14 protein-coding genes are annotated in these 13,984 nt (G+C 43.8%); 2 read left to right on the top strand and 12 right to left on the bottom strand.

All coding sequences use genetic code 11. The annotated features are described in order from the left end of the window. Positions 1 to 79: 79 nt before the first annotated feature. The 6 genes from J2Z66_RS23195 to J2Z66_RS23170 all read right to left on the bottom strand — a co-directional run bounded on the left by J2Z66_RS23195 (position 80) and on the right by J2Z66_RS23170 (position 8,087). Positions 80 to 1,186: a hypothetical protein gene (locus J2Z66_RS23195; RefSeq protein WP_209974840.1), complete on the bottom strand. Its 1,107-nt coding sequence runs from the start codon at positions 1,184 to 1,186 to the stop codon at positions 80 to 82. A gap of 361 nt (positions 1,187 to 1,547) precedes the next feature. Continuing rightward, a complete protein-coding gene (locus J2Z66_RS23190) occupies positions 1,548 to 2,420 on the bottom strand; it encodes a carbohydrate ABC transporter permease (RefSeq protein WP_209974838.1) in 873 nt (290 codons plus the stop codon). Between the two features lie 12 nt (positions 2,421 to 2,432). Then, on the bottom strand, positions 2,433 to 3,338 hold the full coding sequence (locus tag J2Z66_RS23185; protein ID WP_245375766.1) for an ABC transporter permease: 906 nt from the start codon (positions 3,336 to 3,338) through the stop codon (positions 2,433 to 2,435). Positions 3,339 to 3,407: 69 nt separating this feature from the next. Continuing rightward, on the bottom strand, positions 3,408 to 5,021 hold the full coding sequence (locus tag J2Z66_RS23180) for an extracellular solute-binding protein (RefSeq protein WP_209974836.1): 1,614 nt from the start codon (positions 5,019 to 5,021) through the stop codon (positions 3,408 to 3,410). 115 nt (positions 5,022 to 5,136) lie between these two features. Beyond that, complete coding sequence (locus J2Z66_RS23175) at positions 5,137 to 6,192, bottom strand: response regulator transcription factor (protein ID WP_209974832.1); 1,056 nt, start codon at positions 6,190 to 6,192, stop codon at positions 5,137 to 5,139. Between the two features lie 2 nt (positions 6,193 to 6,194). Further along, the gene (locus J2Z66_RS23170) at positions 6,195 to 8,087 is read right to left on the bottom strand and encodes a sensor histidine kinase (protein WP_209974830.1); all 1,893 of its coding nucleotides are present in this window, start codon (positions 8,085 to 8,087) and stop codon (positions 6,195 to 6,197) included. Positions 8,088 to 8,175: 88 nt separating this feature from the next. Here J2Z66_RS23170 and J2Z66_RS23165 point away from each other — a divergent pair, with 88 nt between their 5' ends. Further along, positions 8,176 to 8,376, top strand: a complete 201-nt coding sequence (locus J2Z66_RS23165) for a hypothetical protein (protein WP_209974828.1) — start codon at positions 8,176 to 8,178, stop codon at positions 8,374 to 8,376. A gap of 491 nt (positions 8,377 to 8,867) precedes the next feature. On the opposite strand, the gene J2Z66_RS23160 is transcribed toward J2Z66_RS23165, so the two are convergent. The 3 genes from J2Z66_RS23160 to J2Z66_RS23150 all read right to left on the bottom strand — a co-directional run bounded on the left by J2Z66_RS23160 (position 8,868) and on the right by J2Z66_RS23150 (position 10,520). Then, a complete protein-coding gene (locus tag J2Z66_RS23160; RefSeq protein ID WP_209974826.1) occupies positions 8,868 to 9,947 on the bottom strand; it encodes a Gfo/Idh/MocA family protein in 1,080 nt (359 codons plus the stop codon). A gap of 61 nt (positions 9,948 to 10,008) precedes the next feature. Beyond that, complete coding sequence (locus J2Z66_RS44135) at positions 10,009 to 10,197, bottom strand: helix-turn-helix transcriptional regulator (protein ID WP_376774462.1); 189 nt, start codon at positions 10,195 to 10,197, stop codon at positions 10,009 to 10,011. A gap of 170 nt (positions 10,198 to 10,367) precedes the next feature. Next, entirely contained in the window at positions 10,368 to 10,520 is a 153-nt protein-coding gene (locus J2Z66_RS23150; RefSeq protein WP_209974822.1) for a helix-turn-helix domain-containing protein, read from the bottom strand. Between the two features lie 72 nt (positions 10,521 to 10,592). Here J2Z66_RS23150 and J2Z66_RS23145 point away from each other — a divergent pair, with 72 nt between their 5' ends. Continuing rightward, a complete protein-coding gene (locus tag J2Z66_RS23145; RefSeq protein ID WP_209974820.1) occupies positions 10,593 to 11,981 on the top strand; it encodes a hypothetical protein in 1,389 nt (462 codons plus the stop codon). Between the two features lie 259 nt (positions 11,982 to 12,240). On the opposite strand, the gene J2Z66_RS23140 is transcribed toward J2Z66_RS23145, so the two are convergent. The 3 genes from J2Z66_RS23140 to J2Z66_RS23130 all read right to left on the bottom strand — a co-directional run bounded on the left by J2Z66_RS23140 (position 12,241) and on the right by J2Z66_RS23130 (position 13,977). Further along, complete coding sequence (locus J2Z66_RS23140; protein WP_209974818.1) at positions 12,241 to 12,501, bottom strand: hypothetical protein; 261 nt, start codon at positions 12,499 to 12,501, stop codon at positions 12,241 to 12,243. Between the two features lie 237 nt (positions 12,502 to 12,738). Continuing rightward, the gene (locus J2Z66_RS23135) at positions 12,739 to 13,185 is read right to left on the bottom strand and encodes a hypothetical protein (RefSeq protein WP_209974816.1); all 447 of its coding nucleotides are present in this window, start codon (positions 13,183 to 13,185) and stop codon (positions 12,739 to 12,741) included. 579 nt (positions 13,186 to 13,764) lie between these two features. Then, positions 13,765 to 13,977, bottom strand: coding sequence for a hypothetical protein (locus J2Z66_RS23130; RefSeq protein WP_209974814.1), 213 nt, complete (start codon positions 13,975 to 13,977; stop codon positions 13,765 to 13,767). Between the last annotated feature and the right edge of the window lie 7 nt (positions 13,978 to 13,984).

Raw genomic sequence — 13,984 nt, 5'->3', positions numbered from 1 at the left:
ATCCCTAATTTATTAAGTTTCCGTTCTTCATACGGTAGCAATGCAGATCTATTTTTGCTAGCTGATACCTCCTTTCACTTTAATAGTTAACCAGCAAATACGGCGTTTCGATTTCTTTCTTATAGTATAAAGATTTCATAATCGCGTCATTGGCACCTGTGGTTAACAAAGATCGCTCAAGTGGATATAAGGTGCGGCCCGTGTGTATAAACCTTTCCAGCTCCAACACAAAGATCGCGCTATGGACAAATGGCTTTTGCCACTGGCAGTAAAATTCTGTACATAACGGCTGTTCGGTTTCGTAAATTTGAAAGGCGGCCGCAAATTTGTTTATTTCCTCGTTTGCATAGAGCATGCCGGCCTGCAATCCATCGGCATAGTTGACCACGATGAATACGGGGCGATCGAGCGAGTGCGGGAATGCATCCACATCGTTCAAATTAATGAATCCGCCTAAAGCGCGGTAAATGGCAAGCCATTCCTCGTTCAATAAATGTTCAATGGCTTTCTCCCCTTCATAGGCGACAATGGACTTTATGCCGCTTTCTCCATAGGCTCGCCGCTCCGCAATCGATTGCAGCATTTCCAGCGTATGGTAGCCGTACTTTTCCACATCGGTAAGAATAAAGCCGAACATCCTTTGCAATGGTGCCCCGGACGGGATGGGTAACTGGGTCGGATATTGGAAACAGAACGGAATGGATGAGCTGGACATAAATGGGATTTCATGCTTATTGACTTGCTCATACATCCATTCGATGTCCTCTCGTACAATTGCAAATCCTTTGTCGGTAAAAACCGGGACGATACGGTCTGCCTTCAGCATGACGTTTAAGCAAATTTCAAAAAACTCCCGTCTGGGATACATCATTTGCCCGAATTCATTGGTTGGGTATTCTCCATGCTCGCCGATGATGACAATGCCGTCCAAGTTAAAGGTGTCGCCGCCGCATTTTAATGCCTGTTCCACAGTCGAAAACATAGGTATGCCGTACTGGACGGCCAAATCGCGGCTCAAGTCCGTTTCCTGAAACAGATCCACATACATGGCGGCAATTTCAAGTGTCGATTCATATTTCACCCCATTAACCGAGAAACCTTTAATCATTTTGGTAATAAACACATCGGCATGCGAATCTTCCCAGTACTCCGTGATGATGACCGCTACTCGTTTTTTTCGTTTCATTGCTTTACCTTGCCTCTCACAAAATTTGTCCGATCCGTCGCTGGAATCCGGGATCTTGCTTGTCGTAGAACACCATTTCGCGCACGAGTTCCTTGCTGTACCTAGATAGGCACAATGTAAGTAGCTGGTAAACAGGTTTTTTTTTGCTTTAGGCTTTGCTTGTTGTTGCTTTCACCTTGCCATATGGCGGCACTGGGCCTTTGAACTCCCCTTTTCTTGCTTTGCTATTGAGGTAAGGATTGCTCACCCAAACCGTATGGTTGTTAAAGCCTTATAGTGCTCCGCTGGGTTGAACCCAGGAATGCAGCCAATTTCCAAGTGCCGTTAAATCTGTTTGCAAATAGTGGTTACCCCTGTATCATTACTCTTTTAATGAACCCAACTGTGCGCCTTTCACAAAATGCTTCTGCAGAAAGGGATAAACACATAGAATCGGCAGGATCGAGAATAGGATAATGCCCGCTTTTAATTGCGTCGGCGTCGTAGCCATTTGCACGGCTTTGGAGATATTGACCAGCTTGTTCATATCATCCTCCACGACCAGGCTGCGCAGCACGAGCATAAGCGGTTGTTTCCCCAGATCCCTGATATACAGCATCGCACCGAAATAAGAATTCCATTGGCCTACCGCATGGAACATGCCAATGGTCGCCAATACCGGCTTGGACAAGGGCAGGATGATGCGGTAATAAATGCGCCACTCGGAGCAGCCATCCATTTTGCAGGCATCGAACAGCTCACTGGATATTCCCTGAAAGAAGGTCTTAAAGATAATGATATAGAATGCGCTGAGTGCTCCGGGAATAATTAAAGCCCAAAGGGTATTCATTAATCCCAGCTCACGGACGGTCAGATAGGAAGGAATTAACGGCGCCGAAAAAATAAAGGTAAGCACAATCGCCTTGAGTATGAGCTTTCTTCCTTTCATAGCCGGCCGGGATAAAGCAAAGGAAAGCATGGTTCCGATGAACAGGGTTAAGGCTGTCCCTACCACGGTAATGTAGATCGTATTGCCCATTGATCTCCACAGCAGCTTCATGCCCAATATTGTTTCATATACATCGGTTTGGAACCCCTTGGGCCAGAAATAGACTAATTTGGCGCTTGCATAAAGCGGATTGCTCAAGGAAACCGCCAGCAAATGGATTAATGGGGCCAGCATAGTAACACTAAGGATCAAGATCAGCGAGTTGTTAATAAGCTGAAATATCCAGTCTTTGTTATAGTTAGGCATGCCGCACTCCCTTTAATACAGGCTTTCGCCGGTTGTTTTTTTACTGATATTGTTAAGACTGACAATCAGAACGAGCCCAATGATGGACTTAAATATGCCGATAGCTGTGGTATAGCTGAACTTGCTGCCCTGAAAACCTACACGGAACACATACGTATCGATCACCTCTCCGACATCCCGAACCAGCGGATTGAGAAAAATATAAATTTGCTCGAAATTGCTCTCCATAAACGTCCCGATTTTGAGCAGGAATAAAACGATAATGGTGCTCATGATCGATGGTAGCGTAATATGCCAGATCTGCTTCCATCTGCCTGCTCCATCCACCATAGCTGCTTCATATAAATTAGGATTGACAGCTGTGATCGCCGCCAAATAAATAATGGTGCCCCAGCCTACTTCCTTCCAAGTATCCGTTATAACAAGAATTCCGCGGAAATAATGGGACTGTGTAATAAAATCAATCGGTTTCTCCAGGCCAAAACCGGCAAGAACTGTATTGATTATTCCGTCATAAGACAATAAATTAATGAAAATCCCGCCGACAATGACCCATGATAAAAAATGCGGGAGATAAACCAGCGTTTGCGTAACCCGCTTGAAAAACATCCAACGTACTTCGTTTAATAGAAGCGCAAACAGCAAAGGGGCGGGAAAGCCAAACACGATCGTATAAAAGCTGAGAATCAGCGTATTTCTAAAAATTTGCATAAACTCAGGATATTCAAACATTTTGATGAATTGCTTGAATCCTACCCAGGGTGAATTGAAGATACCCTGAAAAATATTATACTCTTGAAAGGCGATTACATTGCCCAGCATCGGCGTATACTTGAAAATGATAAAATAGGCGACTCCAGGAAGTGCCATCAGCCATAATATCCAAGCATCATTACTCAGATTCCAGCTTTTTTTCATTATCTTAGCTCCTTACTTGTAAGAAAAGGCCAACCGAAGTAGACAAGCTGACCTTGCATTCTTTACAGATTATTTAAAGTTCTGGTTGTGCCATTCAGTTGCTTGTGCGATCCATTCGTCTCCGCCGCGTTTTTTCCACTCCGCTACGAAGTTGTCGAATGCTTTATCCACATCTTCCCTTCCCGTAACCGCTTTAGCGAACATATCCAGCAATAGGGAGCCCGAAGTAAAGCCTACTTGCAGCTCCGGATGCTCTGTAATCGCCGGAAGCGGTGGCATATACATCACATCATTGGTAAAGACCGCCTTCTTGGAAATTTCAAAGCCTTTCTTCATTTCCTCGCCAATTGGCGTTTTTGGAAGAGTTTCCACAGAATTCAAGGCGTGTCCGGTCATGTTCAAGATAAGCTGATAGACTTGAGAGGCCGAATTCTCCTTATTAATTGCATCATCCGGGTTATAGACGACTTTATCGCCATCCATCGTAAAGTTTTTGTCCTTAATTCCGAATTTAAAGAAGTTTTGCGCATCCGGATTGGACCAGGCCCAGTCGAAGAATTTAATCGCCTCTACCGCATTTTTCGATTTGGTTGGAATGACCCAGACGTAGTATGTCCCAGCGCCCTGGCTTCCAAAGGCTTGGGTTCCGTCTTTAGCTACAGGTGGCTCTGCGAAGGCGACCTTAGCGTCCGGCTGATTAACCATAAAGCTGGCATTCCAGTGGGTAGCATAGTTATCCACATAATGGCCCCAGCTTCCGGCTTTCCCATTTTGAATGCTGGCACCCCAATCCGCAGAAGCCGTAGTAAAGGCATCCGGATTAATATAACCCTTGTCATACAGGTTCTTCCAGAATTTAATTGCCTCTTTCATTTCCGGCATGATCACCGTCGGTGTGAATTTGCCGTCTACCATCTTCCACCAATATGGGAATACGCCGAATTCATACATGAACTCTTCACTGTTTGCCAGCTCCTGTCTTACAAGGAAGCCGTATTCATCCTTCTTGCCGTTGCCGTTCATATCCGTATTCTTGACGCCTTCAAAGTAAGCTAACCAATCGTCGAGTGTCTTGGGCATCGGAAGCCCTAATTTATCCAACCAATCCTGTCGAATAAATAACGCTCTTGTGTTGGCATTTGGTACAAGTCCCGGTATTGCATATATTTTTCCATTTTTGTTTACATCTGGTGATCTCCAGGCATATTCCGGAATCATTTTCTTTAAATTCGGACCATACTGATCAATTAATTCCGTCAAATCCGTGAATACTCCATTTTCCACGGCGCCTTGATGATTAGCGGATTCAATACCCTCCGTACGGACAATATCCGGCAGGTCGCCTGAAGCAAATCGGGCCGTAGTATCGGTAGCCAAGTTGTCCCAGCTCAAGAAATCAAAGCTTAGATCATAACCGGAAATTTTACTTAATTCCTTCACATAGGGATCTTCTGCCCAATTCGTTACTGTTGCCGCATAAGGTGCGTTGGCATTTGTGGTGAGAATGCTGAGTTTAACCGGCTCTTTCGGTGTAGGTGCTTCCGTAGCTTCGGTAGCCACGGATGTGCTTGGCGCAGCTGTGGTCTCGGCAGGTGTTTTCTCCTTGCTTGAACAAGCTGCAAGAAGAGTGGACAAACCTAATACCAGGACTAATACATGAACAAACCATTTTCGTTGTTGCATTTTTCTTCCCCCTCAATATTAATTAACAGCGCTTACAAGTTTTATTATAGGGTGCGAATACAGATGGTGATATGATATTTCTTGTAAAGTGATGATTTATCTTGACTCATCTTTATTAGTTATTGCCTGTAATCTTGCGGTATTCCGTTGGCGAATATCCGGTATATTTACGAAAAACCCGCGAGAAATGCGCATATTCCTGATAGCCCACCTGAAAAGCGACCTCATATACCTTCGATAACGGATCCTGCAGCGCCCGCTTTGCTTTCTCCATTCTAATATTCGTGAGGTACTGGATAAAGGTTTGTCCTGTTTCCTCGCGGAAACAGCGGCTTAAGTAGGGAGCGGTAATCCCGATAAACACAGCTGCGCTTTGCAGGGTCAGGTAGTGCTTGTTGTAATGCTCAGCCGTATATTCTAGAGCCTTGCGTACAAAATGATTGGTCCCGAAATTTCTTGTTTTACGCAGACCGCTGATCAATTCCAATAAAAAGGTTTCCATCAGGGAGTCATTATTCTGCCATTCTCCCGACCAATTCCATACGCCTTCCGTCGGCAGGCTCCATACTTCAGCATTCTTTAACGCTAGTTCCTCCTCGAGAAAGGATTGCAGATGCATGAAAATTTCTTCGACCGCCAAGTATTTTATCTGCACCGCAGTGAATTCGTTAAAGATTCGCTTCCAATTGCTGAGCGCGTTAACTTCATCCAACAGCCAGACGGCCTCTACCAATTGAGGGCAATGACTTTTGCAGCGCTTCAGCCAAAGAATCCTTTCCTCCATTTCTTTATGCTCCTGTACTAAGCGGCTTTGAATGCGGCCTAGGGTTTCCATAAATTCTTGCGGTCGAATGGGCTTAAGCAGAAAATCGAATGCACCTAATTGCAAAGCTCTCTGAGCGTAGGCAAAATCATTATAGCCGGACACAATAATAAATTCGATGTGCGGCCACCGTTTCAGCGCTTCCTCGATTAACTGCAGCCCGTCCATCACCGGCATGCGGATATCCGTAATGATCAATCGGGGTGAAACGCGCTCTGCCAGCTCCAGTGCCTCTTGACCATTCTTCGCCTCGCCCGCGACCACGAAAGGGCCATGCCCGGATTCAATCATTTTACGGATGCTTTTCTTGATCATAATTTCATCATCCACTAATAAAACAGGATACATCGTTATCCCTCCAAGATTAATAATTCCGATTGATCATAAGGCAATCTGATTTCCATAACTGTGCCGCTTTCGTCCGATTTGAGAATATACAGTCCGTAAGGCTCACCCAAAGTAACACGGATTCGCTTATGGACATTCCACAGGCCAATTCTCTGAAAAGGAGAGCTCCATTCATCCTCAAACCTTTCCTCGGAATAATCCCGGGTAAAGGCCAGATTGTAGCTCTCGATTAATTCTGCAGGCATGCCTTTCCCCTTGTCGATCACACGCAGGGCGTAATAATCCAGCATCGCTTCTCCAACCAAGGCAAAATACTCAGGCTGCAGTTGATTCTTCTCATAGCCATGAATAAAAGCGTTCTCGATAATCGGTTGAATGGTTAAGCGGGGACAACTAATCTTCTCCAAATCAATAAGGAGATCAAACGTAAACTCAATGCAAATGGAATCATACCGCTCCTTCTGAATATCAAAATAAGTTCGGATATATTGGATTTCTTCCTTCAGGGAAGCCATATTATGCGAGCTTATGCTGTAGCGGAAGATGTCTGCGATTGCGGCAGCCATGTTGCTGATCGGCATCACACCCTCAACAATGGCATAAGAATTAATCACTTCCAGTGAATTATACAAAAAATGCGGATTAATCTGGGATTGCAGCGTAAATAGCATCGATTCCTTCTGCTTGATCTTCACTTCCTTTTCCCTGATCTGAGCCCGATGCTCTACTTCAATGAGCCTGTGTATTTCCTTGACCATGCTGTTAAAGCTGCGGTTCAGATTGCCAATTTCATCTTTCCTGTGCTCTGGCGCACGCACAATCAGATCGCCATTCTCCGCGCGCTTCATCAGTCTTTGCAACAGCAACAAAGAATTCGTTAAATAATAGGTAAAGCCGCCGAGAATCAGGAAGCTTAAGATCACAATGACACCCATAATCAGAATGGTCAAATTCTTTACTCTGTTTAAGTTTGCCGTCAATTCATGCAAGGGAACATCAGATGCCATTAGCCAACCGTTTATTGCCGATTTTTGAAAAACAACCAAGCTTGGGTCCGCCGCAGTATGATCGATAAAATACGCATCCTTCGCTCTGTTGATTTTTTCAAGATAAGCAGCATCCGCTTTTTTTCCGATTTTAGTTCGATCTGAATGATAAATAAATGTGCCTTCATCATCCACTAGCCACGACAAACCTGCCTTGCCGAACTGCATATTCTCCATAATTTTGGCGATGGAGCTCAGGTTTAAATCAATGATAATCGCGCCTTTAGAGCTCTGAGCCGTATTTGTGCAATAACACCGATAGATCGAGAGCAGCGGACTTTGCCGGATGATGGAGATGCCCATAATCTGATAAAGCTCCTCATTTCCTCCTTTGGTGATTTTAGAATAATAGTGTTCATAACGCTGTAATTCCGACTCCCGGGTAACTGCACCGCTCGTGACATTGCCTTTTATCGAGTTCAGGACATTGCCTTTACTCGAGCTCAGAACATTGCCTTTACTCGAAATCAAGGTAATATTCTCAATATCCATTCTGCCAAAAATGATATTGTCAAGAAAATCCCTGCGGAGCTTCGTCTTGATTGTAAAATTGTCATAATAGTTTTCGGGATCCATATTCATGAACTCATTCACAATCTGATTGCTGACCGGAGAATTCATCACCAGAGGAATCGTAGTGCGTTCCAAATCAAAAAAATAGGAATCCAGATAGCTAAACGTTTGTTGAAGAAGCAATGTATTATAATCTTTCGCATTGTTGGTAATCGAGTTGCTGGAGATAGTGTACCAGATCACTCCCAACACAAAAAAAGGTAAACACAGGAACAGAATAATTGACCAAGCTAGCCTGGATTTAATCGAGAATTGCCATTGAAACCCACGTTTCATAATCGTCCCCCCCGCAAACAGAATTCACTGTAACTGATATTTAGACACTTTATAGATCTATCTTTATTCAAGGGAGTTTGTTATTTTTTTGTTAATAAAAATTATGGGGGCAGGAACAACTAGATATGGAATTGAGTATAGCATTAATTGGCGCAGGTGCAATCGGAGATTATCATTTACAGCACTATCCAAGAGGGCGGGATTCAATGCGATCGCCATTGCCGACATCAATCTTTCCAAATCGGAACAGTTGGCACAGAAATCCGCCGCCCCTACTATAAATATTTAAACTATCTAGTGTAATTCCATCTGCTCTCAGCTATCATCAGCTCACAGCCGCACCATCCTGCAGGTAGTAAGCATATTCAAGTCCTCACTTTGTTTCAAAGTGGGGGCTTTATCCCGCTAAAGTTTCGCACCCAATAAAACCGCCATTTTTAGGGTCCGAAATAGTCTCTAAAATATAGAAATTCCCGCATGAAACCTCGGTTTTTGGTGTAATTAAGGTACCAACCAAATCAACCAAAAAAGAGGGGTTATCATGCGGAAACCTGTAAACGAGATAAACTAAGTTTAAAACCATAATAACCTTCCTTCGTGTTGTAAGTACAATTTATATTGTATCTCCTACAGAAGAGGATTATTATGGTTCCAACTTTAGTATAATAAAGGGTTTTTTCATCATTAAGAATCTTAGTGAAAGCTACAGCATGTGATGTGTCTAGTCAATCATTCCGATGTTTATCCTTTTGGTTGTCAAATATGCCTCCATCATCTCATTTAAACTGTATATATATGTGGATTTTGGCGACGACACTCTTCCATTACCGCCATTTGCTGCCGTACCTGCTGCGCTGTAATTTCGAGCGGAACCCCATTTACCAATGTCCGATAAAGCATGCTGTAGAGCTTGCCCGTCATATAATCAAATGCCTCAATATCTGGCGGTAGTGATAATTCCCACTGATCTGTATGCCAATTCAATTTCTCACTGCAATAAGCCGGCGTTCCATCCTGTTTGAATAATGGCTCTTGGATAAGCTGCTGCTTTGGTGCTTCTTCAGGGATATAATATTTCCATTCCAGTTTTTCCGTACTGCCGTGAAGACCGCCAAGTGTTCCTTGAATGTTAAATATTTCATGTGAAAATACGCTGCAGGATGAAATTTCCAAGTCAATCGTCGGCCGCCCTTGTGCTCTCAAAATTAACTTCACGTAATCTTCCGCATCTCCAAACGTATTCGCACGATCCATAATGCAAGTAATTTGAGGCATAATATCCGTGCCAAAAAGCTGGAGTGCTTGATCGACTGGATGCGGTCCCGTATTCATTAGATTACCTCCATTGTTGCTTTGAAGCGTTTGCCAATCCCATCTGCGAGCGAATCCATTGTAATCGAAATCTATTTGGACAATGCGTCCAAGAATACCGGATTCGATAATTTTGCGAATTTGGATAAATGCAGGCTGGTAACGCGAATTCTGAAACACAGCTAACGTCTTACCTGAAAGCTTACTCTGCTCTATTAGACGGTCAACCTCTTCAGGCGATTTAGCAAGCGGCTTCTCACAAAGCACATTAAGCCCTCTTTCCAACAGCTCCTGCGTAATTTGATAATGAAGATGACTCGGAGAAGCATTCACAACGAGATCAAGCTCTTCATTTTCCACCATCTCTTGCCAGGTGCCATAAGCATTGCAGCCATATTCCCTCTTGGCCAGTTCTTGCCGATCAACAATCGAATCCGCTATTGCTCGGATCATATACTGCTCCGACATTTTGGCTAGCTCCTTGCCATGGATATCGCGTCCACTGCGCCCTTGCCCGATAATCCCTACTCTTAATACTTTTGCGCTCATTCGATTTCCAACCTCTTCCTGATATTAATGGATGCAATTTTATTTTCGAAAGTCTAGCTGTTTACCCTTGGTTATCACTGAATGTCTTCTTATATTCTGAGGGTGTAATGCCCGTCCGCTTCTTGAATGTACAGATAAAGTGGCTTAAATGATGGAATCCGACCTGAAAAGCGATTTGTGTAATTGTATGAGCATTGCGTCGAATCAGCTCCAAGGCCCTTTCAATTCTTACTTCATTGACGAAGTCGATGAATATTTAGCCAGCCTCTTTCTTGAACATATGACTGAAATAAGCGGGGGCCATATGAGCAATGAATGCTCCTTGCTCCAACGGGATGTCCTGACTTTATTATGGGGTGCGAATACAAATGGTGATATGATATTTTTTATAAAGTGATGATTTATCTTGACTCATCTTTATTAGTTATTGCCTGTAATCTTGCGGTATTCCGTTGGCGAATATCCGGTATATTTACGAAAAATCCGCGAGAAATGTGCATATTTCTGATAGCTTACCTGAAAAGTGACCTCATATACCTTCGATAACGGATCCTGCAGCGCAAGGGTTGACACGCCACCAATGATTTAATATTATACATAATGTATTATGCATTATAGTTGAATCAAATAGGGAGGAATGCCGCAATGGTCCGTCAATTTACGCACCGCGCCGCCTACGGCGTATGGATTAATGACATGAGAAACAGCCCTCTTCCCTACGAAGAATGGCCAAGCGTCCGACTTGACGAAATAACTGAGAAGGATATTATTGCCTGCATCCAGCTCATGAGCCAATCGGGGTATAACGAATTCGTGCTGTGGGGGTTGTTCGCCACCTACTCCTGGTCGCTGGACCTTGTCAGTTCTGTGGATGAGGAGCGGGCGAAACGGATCGAACGGATCATACAGGCAGCGAAGGATAGCGGGGTCCGGATCCTTACCGGCATCGGAATATACAGCTGGGGGTTCGACAGCATCATTGAACATTGTCCCGGAGTCCGTGGAACAAATCCCCATGCCATGTGCGCTTCCAGCGATGAGTCTTGGGAGTGGGTGAAGAAGATCATGGATTTTGTGCTCACAAGATTTAACTTCGACGGTCTGCATTTGGAGTCTGCGGATCAGGGACGCTGCAACTGTCCCTCCTGTGACGTTCTGGGCGACATTGAGTATCATTGCATCATCAATGCCCGGGCCGCTCAATATTTACGCAGCAAAAACAATAACAATCTGGTTATGGTCAGCTTGTGCGGATACATGCCTTACGACCAAAAAATCGCGTCCGATGAGATCAAGCATTTCATCGAACTCAGCAAACATATCGATTATTTGATCGATGGCGGTCATTATGGCCATTTCTTCGAGGAATCGACCAGGAGCCGCGTTGTGGCCGAACTCCATTGCGATTACGGAACATCAGGCGGCATATGGATTTATCCTCCCCAAAGATGGGACCGGCTGCGCTGGTTTCTTCCCTATACCCAAAGAACAGCCGCCCATATAAAGGAGTTATATGAAGACGGGGGACGTGCCATTGAATACTATATGGGACCTGACCTCAACCCGGGGGTCGAGGTCAATATCGCCTTCGGCGGCAAGCTGCTGGCCGATGTCGACCGGGATCCTGACGACATTCTGAATGAGATCGTCACGGAATTGTATCAGCCGGATGATCGGGATGCCCGGGATGAACTGGCCGCTCTTTTCAAGCAAGCCGAAACCGCCTATTTTGATAACTGGTACGATACGCCCGAGATGCCCAAGAGGGAAATAAGACAGCTCCATATAACATCACTCTTCGGGACCGAACCGGGGGCACCCACCTATCTGGCGCACTCACCTGAGCTGCAGTGGACCTTTATGGACGCCCCAGGCCGAGAAATCTATCGGAGAGAAATAATAAATATTCAAACTCGTCTCCTTGGAATCGAAGCCCGGATCGGCGACCGGGAGCGGTTGGGGCGCATAAACACTTGTCTGAACAGCATCCTTGCGGATATCGCTTTTGTGAACGGCAACACGCAGAAAGTCTGAAAATGCCGCGACGGCTTCAACAGCATCTAACTAAATTCATTGGTCGGTCATCGGACGCCATATCCGACCTGCGTCAATTCGTTCATTTTATGTTTTCTGAAGATCTCCAAACGTTTCGTTAGATTAGCTTAACTTGTCGAATAGCTTAGCGGGCTGCCGATCTTTCCTGCGGCAGCCTCGTATGGAACTATTCTGCCCGTTAGCTTAATAAATGAAAAAGGAGCTGCGGCAATGCAAGCTCCTCAACTATCGTTAGACGTTAGCGGAATCCCCTTGGAGGCTTGCCATTATCGTCGGCCTTCGGCTGTTGCTGCCGAAGCTTGACCAACTGCTCGTACCGCTCGCGGATCTTCGGTATTGCTTCCTCGCGTAACTTTTCGAGCCTCTCAGCTGATAGACGATCGAGTTCCTCTTTCTGCTCCGGACTGACCTTGTACACTTTCGTCGTTACAATCTCTCCTGTTTCATAGACCGTTTCCGCTTTCTCTAGAGCCTGTTTCTCCTTGTCCGTGTTCGACACGTTCTCCTGCCTCCCTTTGTTTTGGGTAACTTTGTTTCTCTCTTTTCTATTATTATCACGTCTGTCTGACCTCCGTTTCAATTATCCTTACAAAACGGCTGCTAAGTTACGATAACCTCTTGTTTTGCGTTAAACTACCCGTTAGCTTAATGAAAACAAGGAGCAACTGCCTTCCAGCTTTACTTGATATACATGTTGAGGTAGACATTCGTCATGATGCATGCACTCCTTTGTGTATCAAAAGAATTCTTTAAAGAAATTGCTCAAAGCACGATTCAAGCCGGTTTGTTTTGTTTTTTTCATTGTTTTTGTTTTCTTCTTTGGTTGCACCTTTTTTCTTATTGGCATATTCGTTTGATTTTTTTTCTTTTCTTCTACGGTTTTCACTGTTGCTTCATAATTGTTTATAATATTGCTTGTACTATTAAAATCCCAACTAGTTTCTCCATTTTGAAGTGTTTTTCGAATGATATAACCACCTTTTTCAAGCTCGGTCAGGCCCATCTTAATAGAACGATCACTATCGATTTGACTCATTTTCTTAATCATGTCCATGGTTAGATCCTGTTCTTCGTTTAAGAAAATCATATTGAAATAGAGTCCCTTGGCTTTAAGTGAAAGCTGATTATCTTTTAGTATCGCATTTGTTAATAGAAGAATTTTAATATTTTCGCTTTCACCCATTATTTTCCCTCCATCTAATAGAGCCTATTAATAAACTTTACCACCCTAATCATTTAATGATATATTTTTTTTAGACCCAAAGAAACCACTCTATCAATACGAGTGGCTTTTTGGCTTATATGTATGTAAATAATCCCATAAGGATGACTTTTGATCCACTTTTATTTTGTGGGAAACAGCAGCTCTATTGATTCTTACCTGCTTATCCTCCTAATAGTGAATGGAGGTACCATGGGTATGATTAAATATGGTGCGAAGAAGGAAGACGTTATAAGTTATGTTATAGAACTGGCTTCGATTGTCTAGTTCATGAAATTCTTACGGAAATGAACATTAAATCTCAGCTATTTTTAGAAGGAAATCTGGAACATCCTGCTGATTATGATGGAGTTTTGCCTGTTTTAAGAGATGAATTATTAAGTACCTATGAAAAGTTTAGAGATTTGTTACCCGTATCACCACATCCTTATTTTCTGATTTCCACTTGGATTCGTAGCTGTAAATCGGATGGTGTAATTACCGTCCGGTATACTTGGGAACGACGACGTACTATAATTCTTAATTGGAATATAGGCGATTTTAAAAAGGGAACATCTCCCATACACCAATGACGACTAGAATCAAAACTAATACCACGACAAAGCCAACGAGTACATTGATCAAAAACGGCCGTTCTTTGGAGCTCTCACTTAATCTATCCACTTTTGTTTCCAGTGCAAAAATCCGTTCTTTCAAAGCTTGTATCTCTTGTTTTTCATTCATTCGGTTTTCATTCATTTGGTTCTCATTCAATTGCGCT

The organism is Paenibacillus eucommiae (assembly GCF_017874215.1).
In the GTDB taxonomy this organism is placed as follows: domain Bacteria; phylum Bacillota; class Bacilli; order Paenibacillales; family NBRC-103111; genus Paenibacillus_AI; species Paenibacillus_AI eucommiae.
This window is presented reverse-complemented; position numbering and strand designations above follow the sequence as displayed.

Bases quoted from the DNA above. Each gene is read 5' to 3' on its own strand.
- J2Z66_RS23170 (WP_209974830.1), bottom strand. From the start codon at position 8,087: ATGAAACGTGGGTTTCAATGGCAATTCTCGATTAAATCCAGGCTAGCT.
- J2Z66_RS23160 (WP_209974826.1), bottom strand. From the start codon at position 9,947: ATGAGCGCAAAAGTATTAAGAGTAGGGATTATCGGGCAAGGGCGCAGT.
- J2Z66_RS23145 (WP_209974820.1), top strand. From the start codon at position 10,593: ATGGTCCGTCAATTTACGCACCGCGCCGCCTACGGCGTATGGATTAAT.
- J2Z66_RS23135 (WP_209974816.1), bottom strand. From the start codon at position 13,185: ATGGGTGAAAGCGAAAATATTAAAATTCTTCTATTAACAAATGCGATA.
- J2Z66_RS23190 (WP_209974838.1), bottom strand. From the start codon at position 2,420: ATGCCTAACTATAACAAAGACTGGATATTTCAGCTTATTAACAACTCG.
- J2Z66_RS23180 (WP_209974836.1), bottom strand. From the start codon at position 5,021: ATGCAACAACGAAAATGGTTTGTTCATGTATTAGTCCTGGTATTAGGT.
- J2Z66_RS23175 (WP_209974832.1), bottom strand. From the start codon at position 6,192: ATGTATCCTGTTTTATTAGTGGATGATGAAATTATGATCAAGAAAAGC.
- J2Z66_RS23185 (WP_245375766.1), bottom strand. From the start codon at position 3,338: ATGAAAAAAAGCTGGAATCTGAGTAATGATGCTTGGATATTATGGCTG.
- J2Z66_RS23195 (WP_209974840.1), bottom strand. From the start codon at position 1,186: ATGAAACGAAAAAAACGAGTAGCGGTCATCATCACGGAGTACTGGGAA.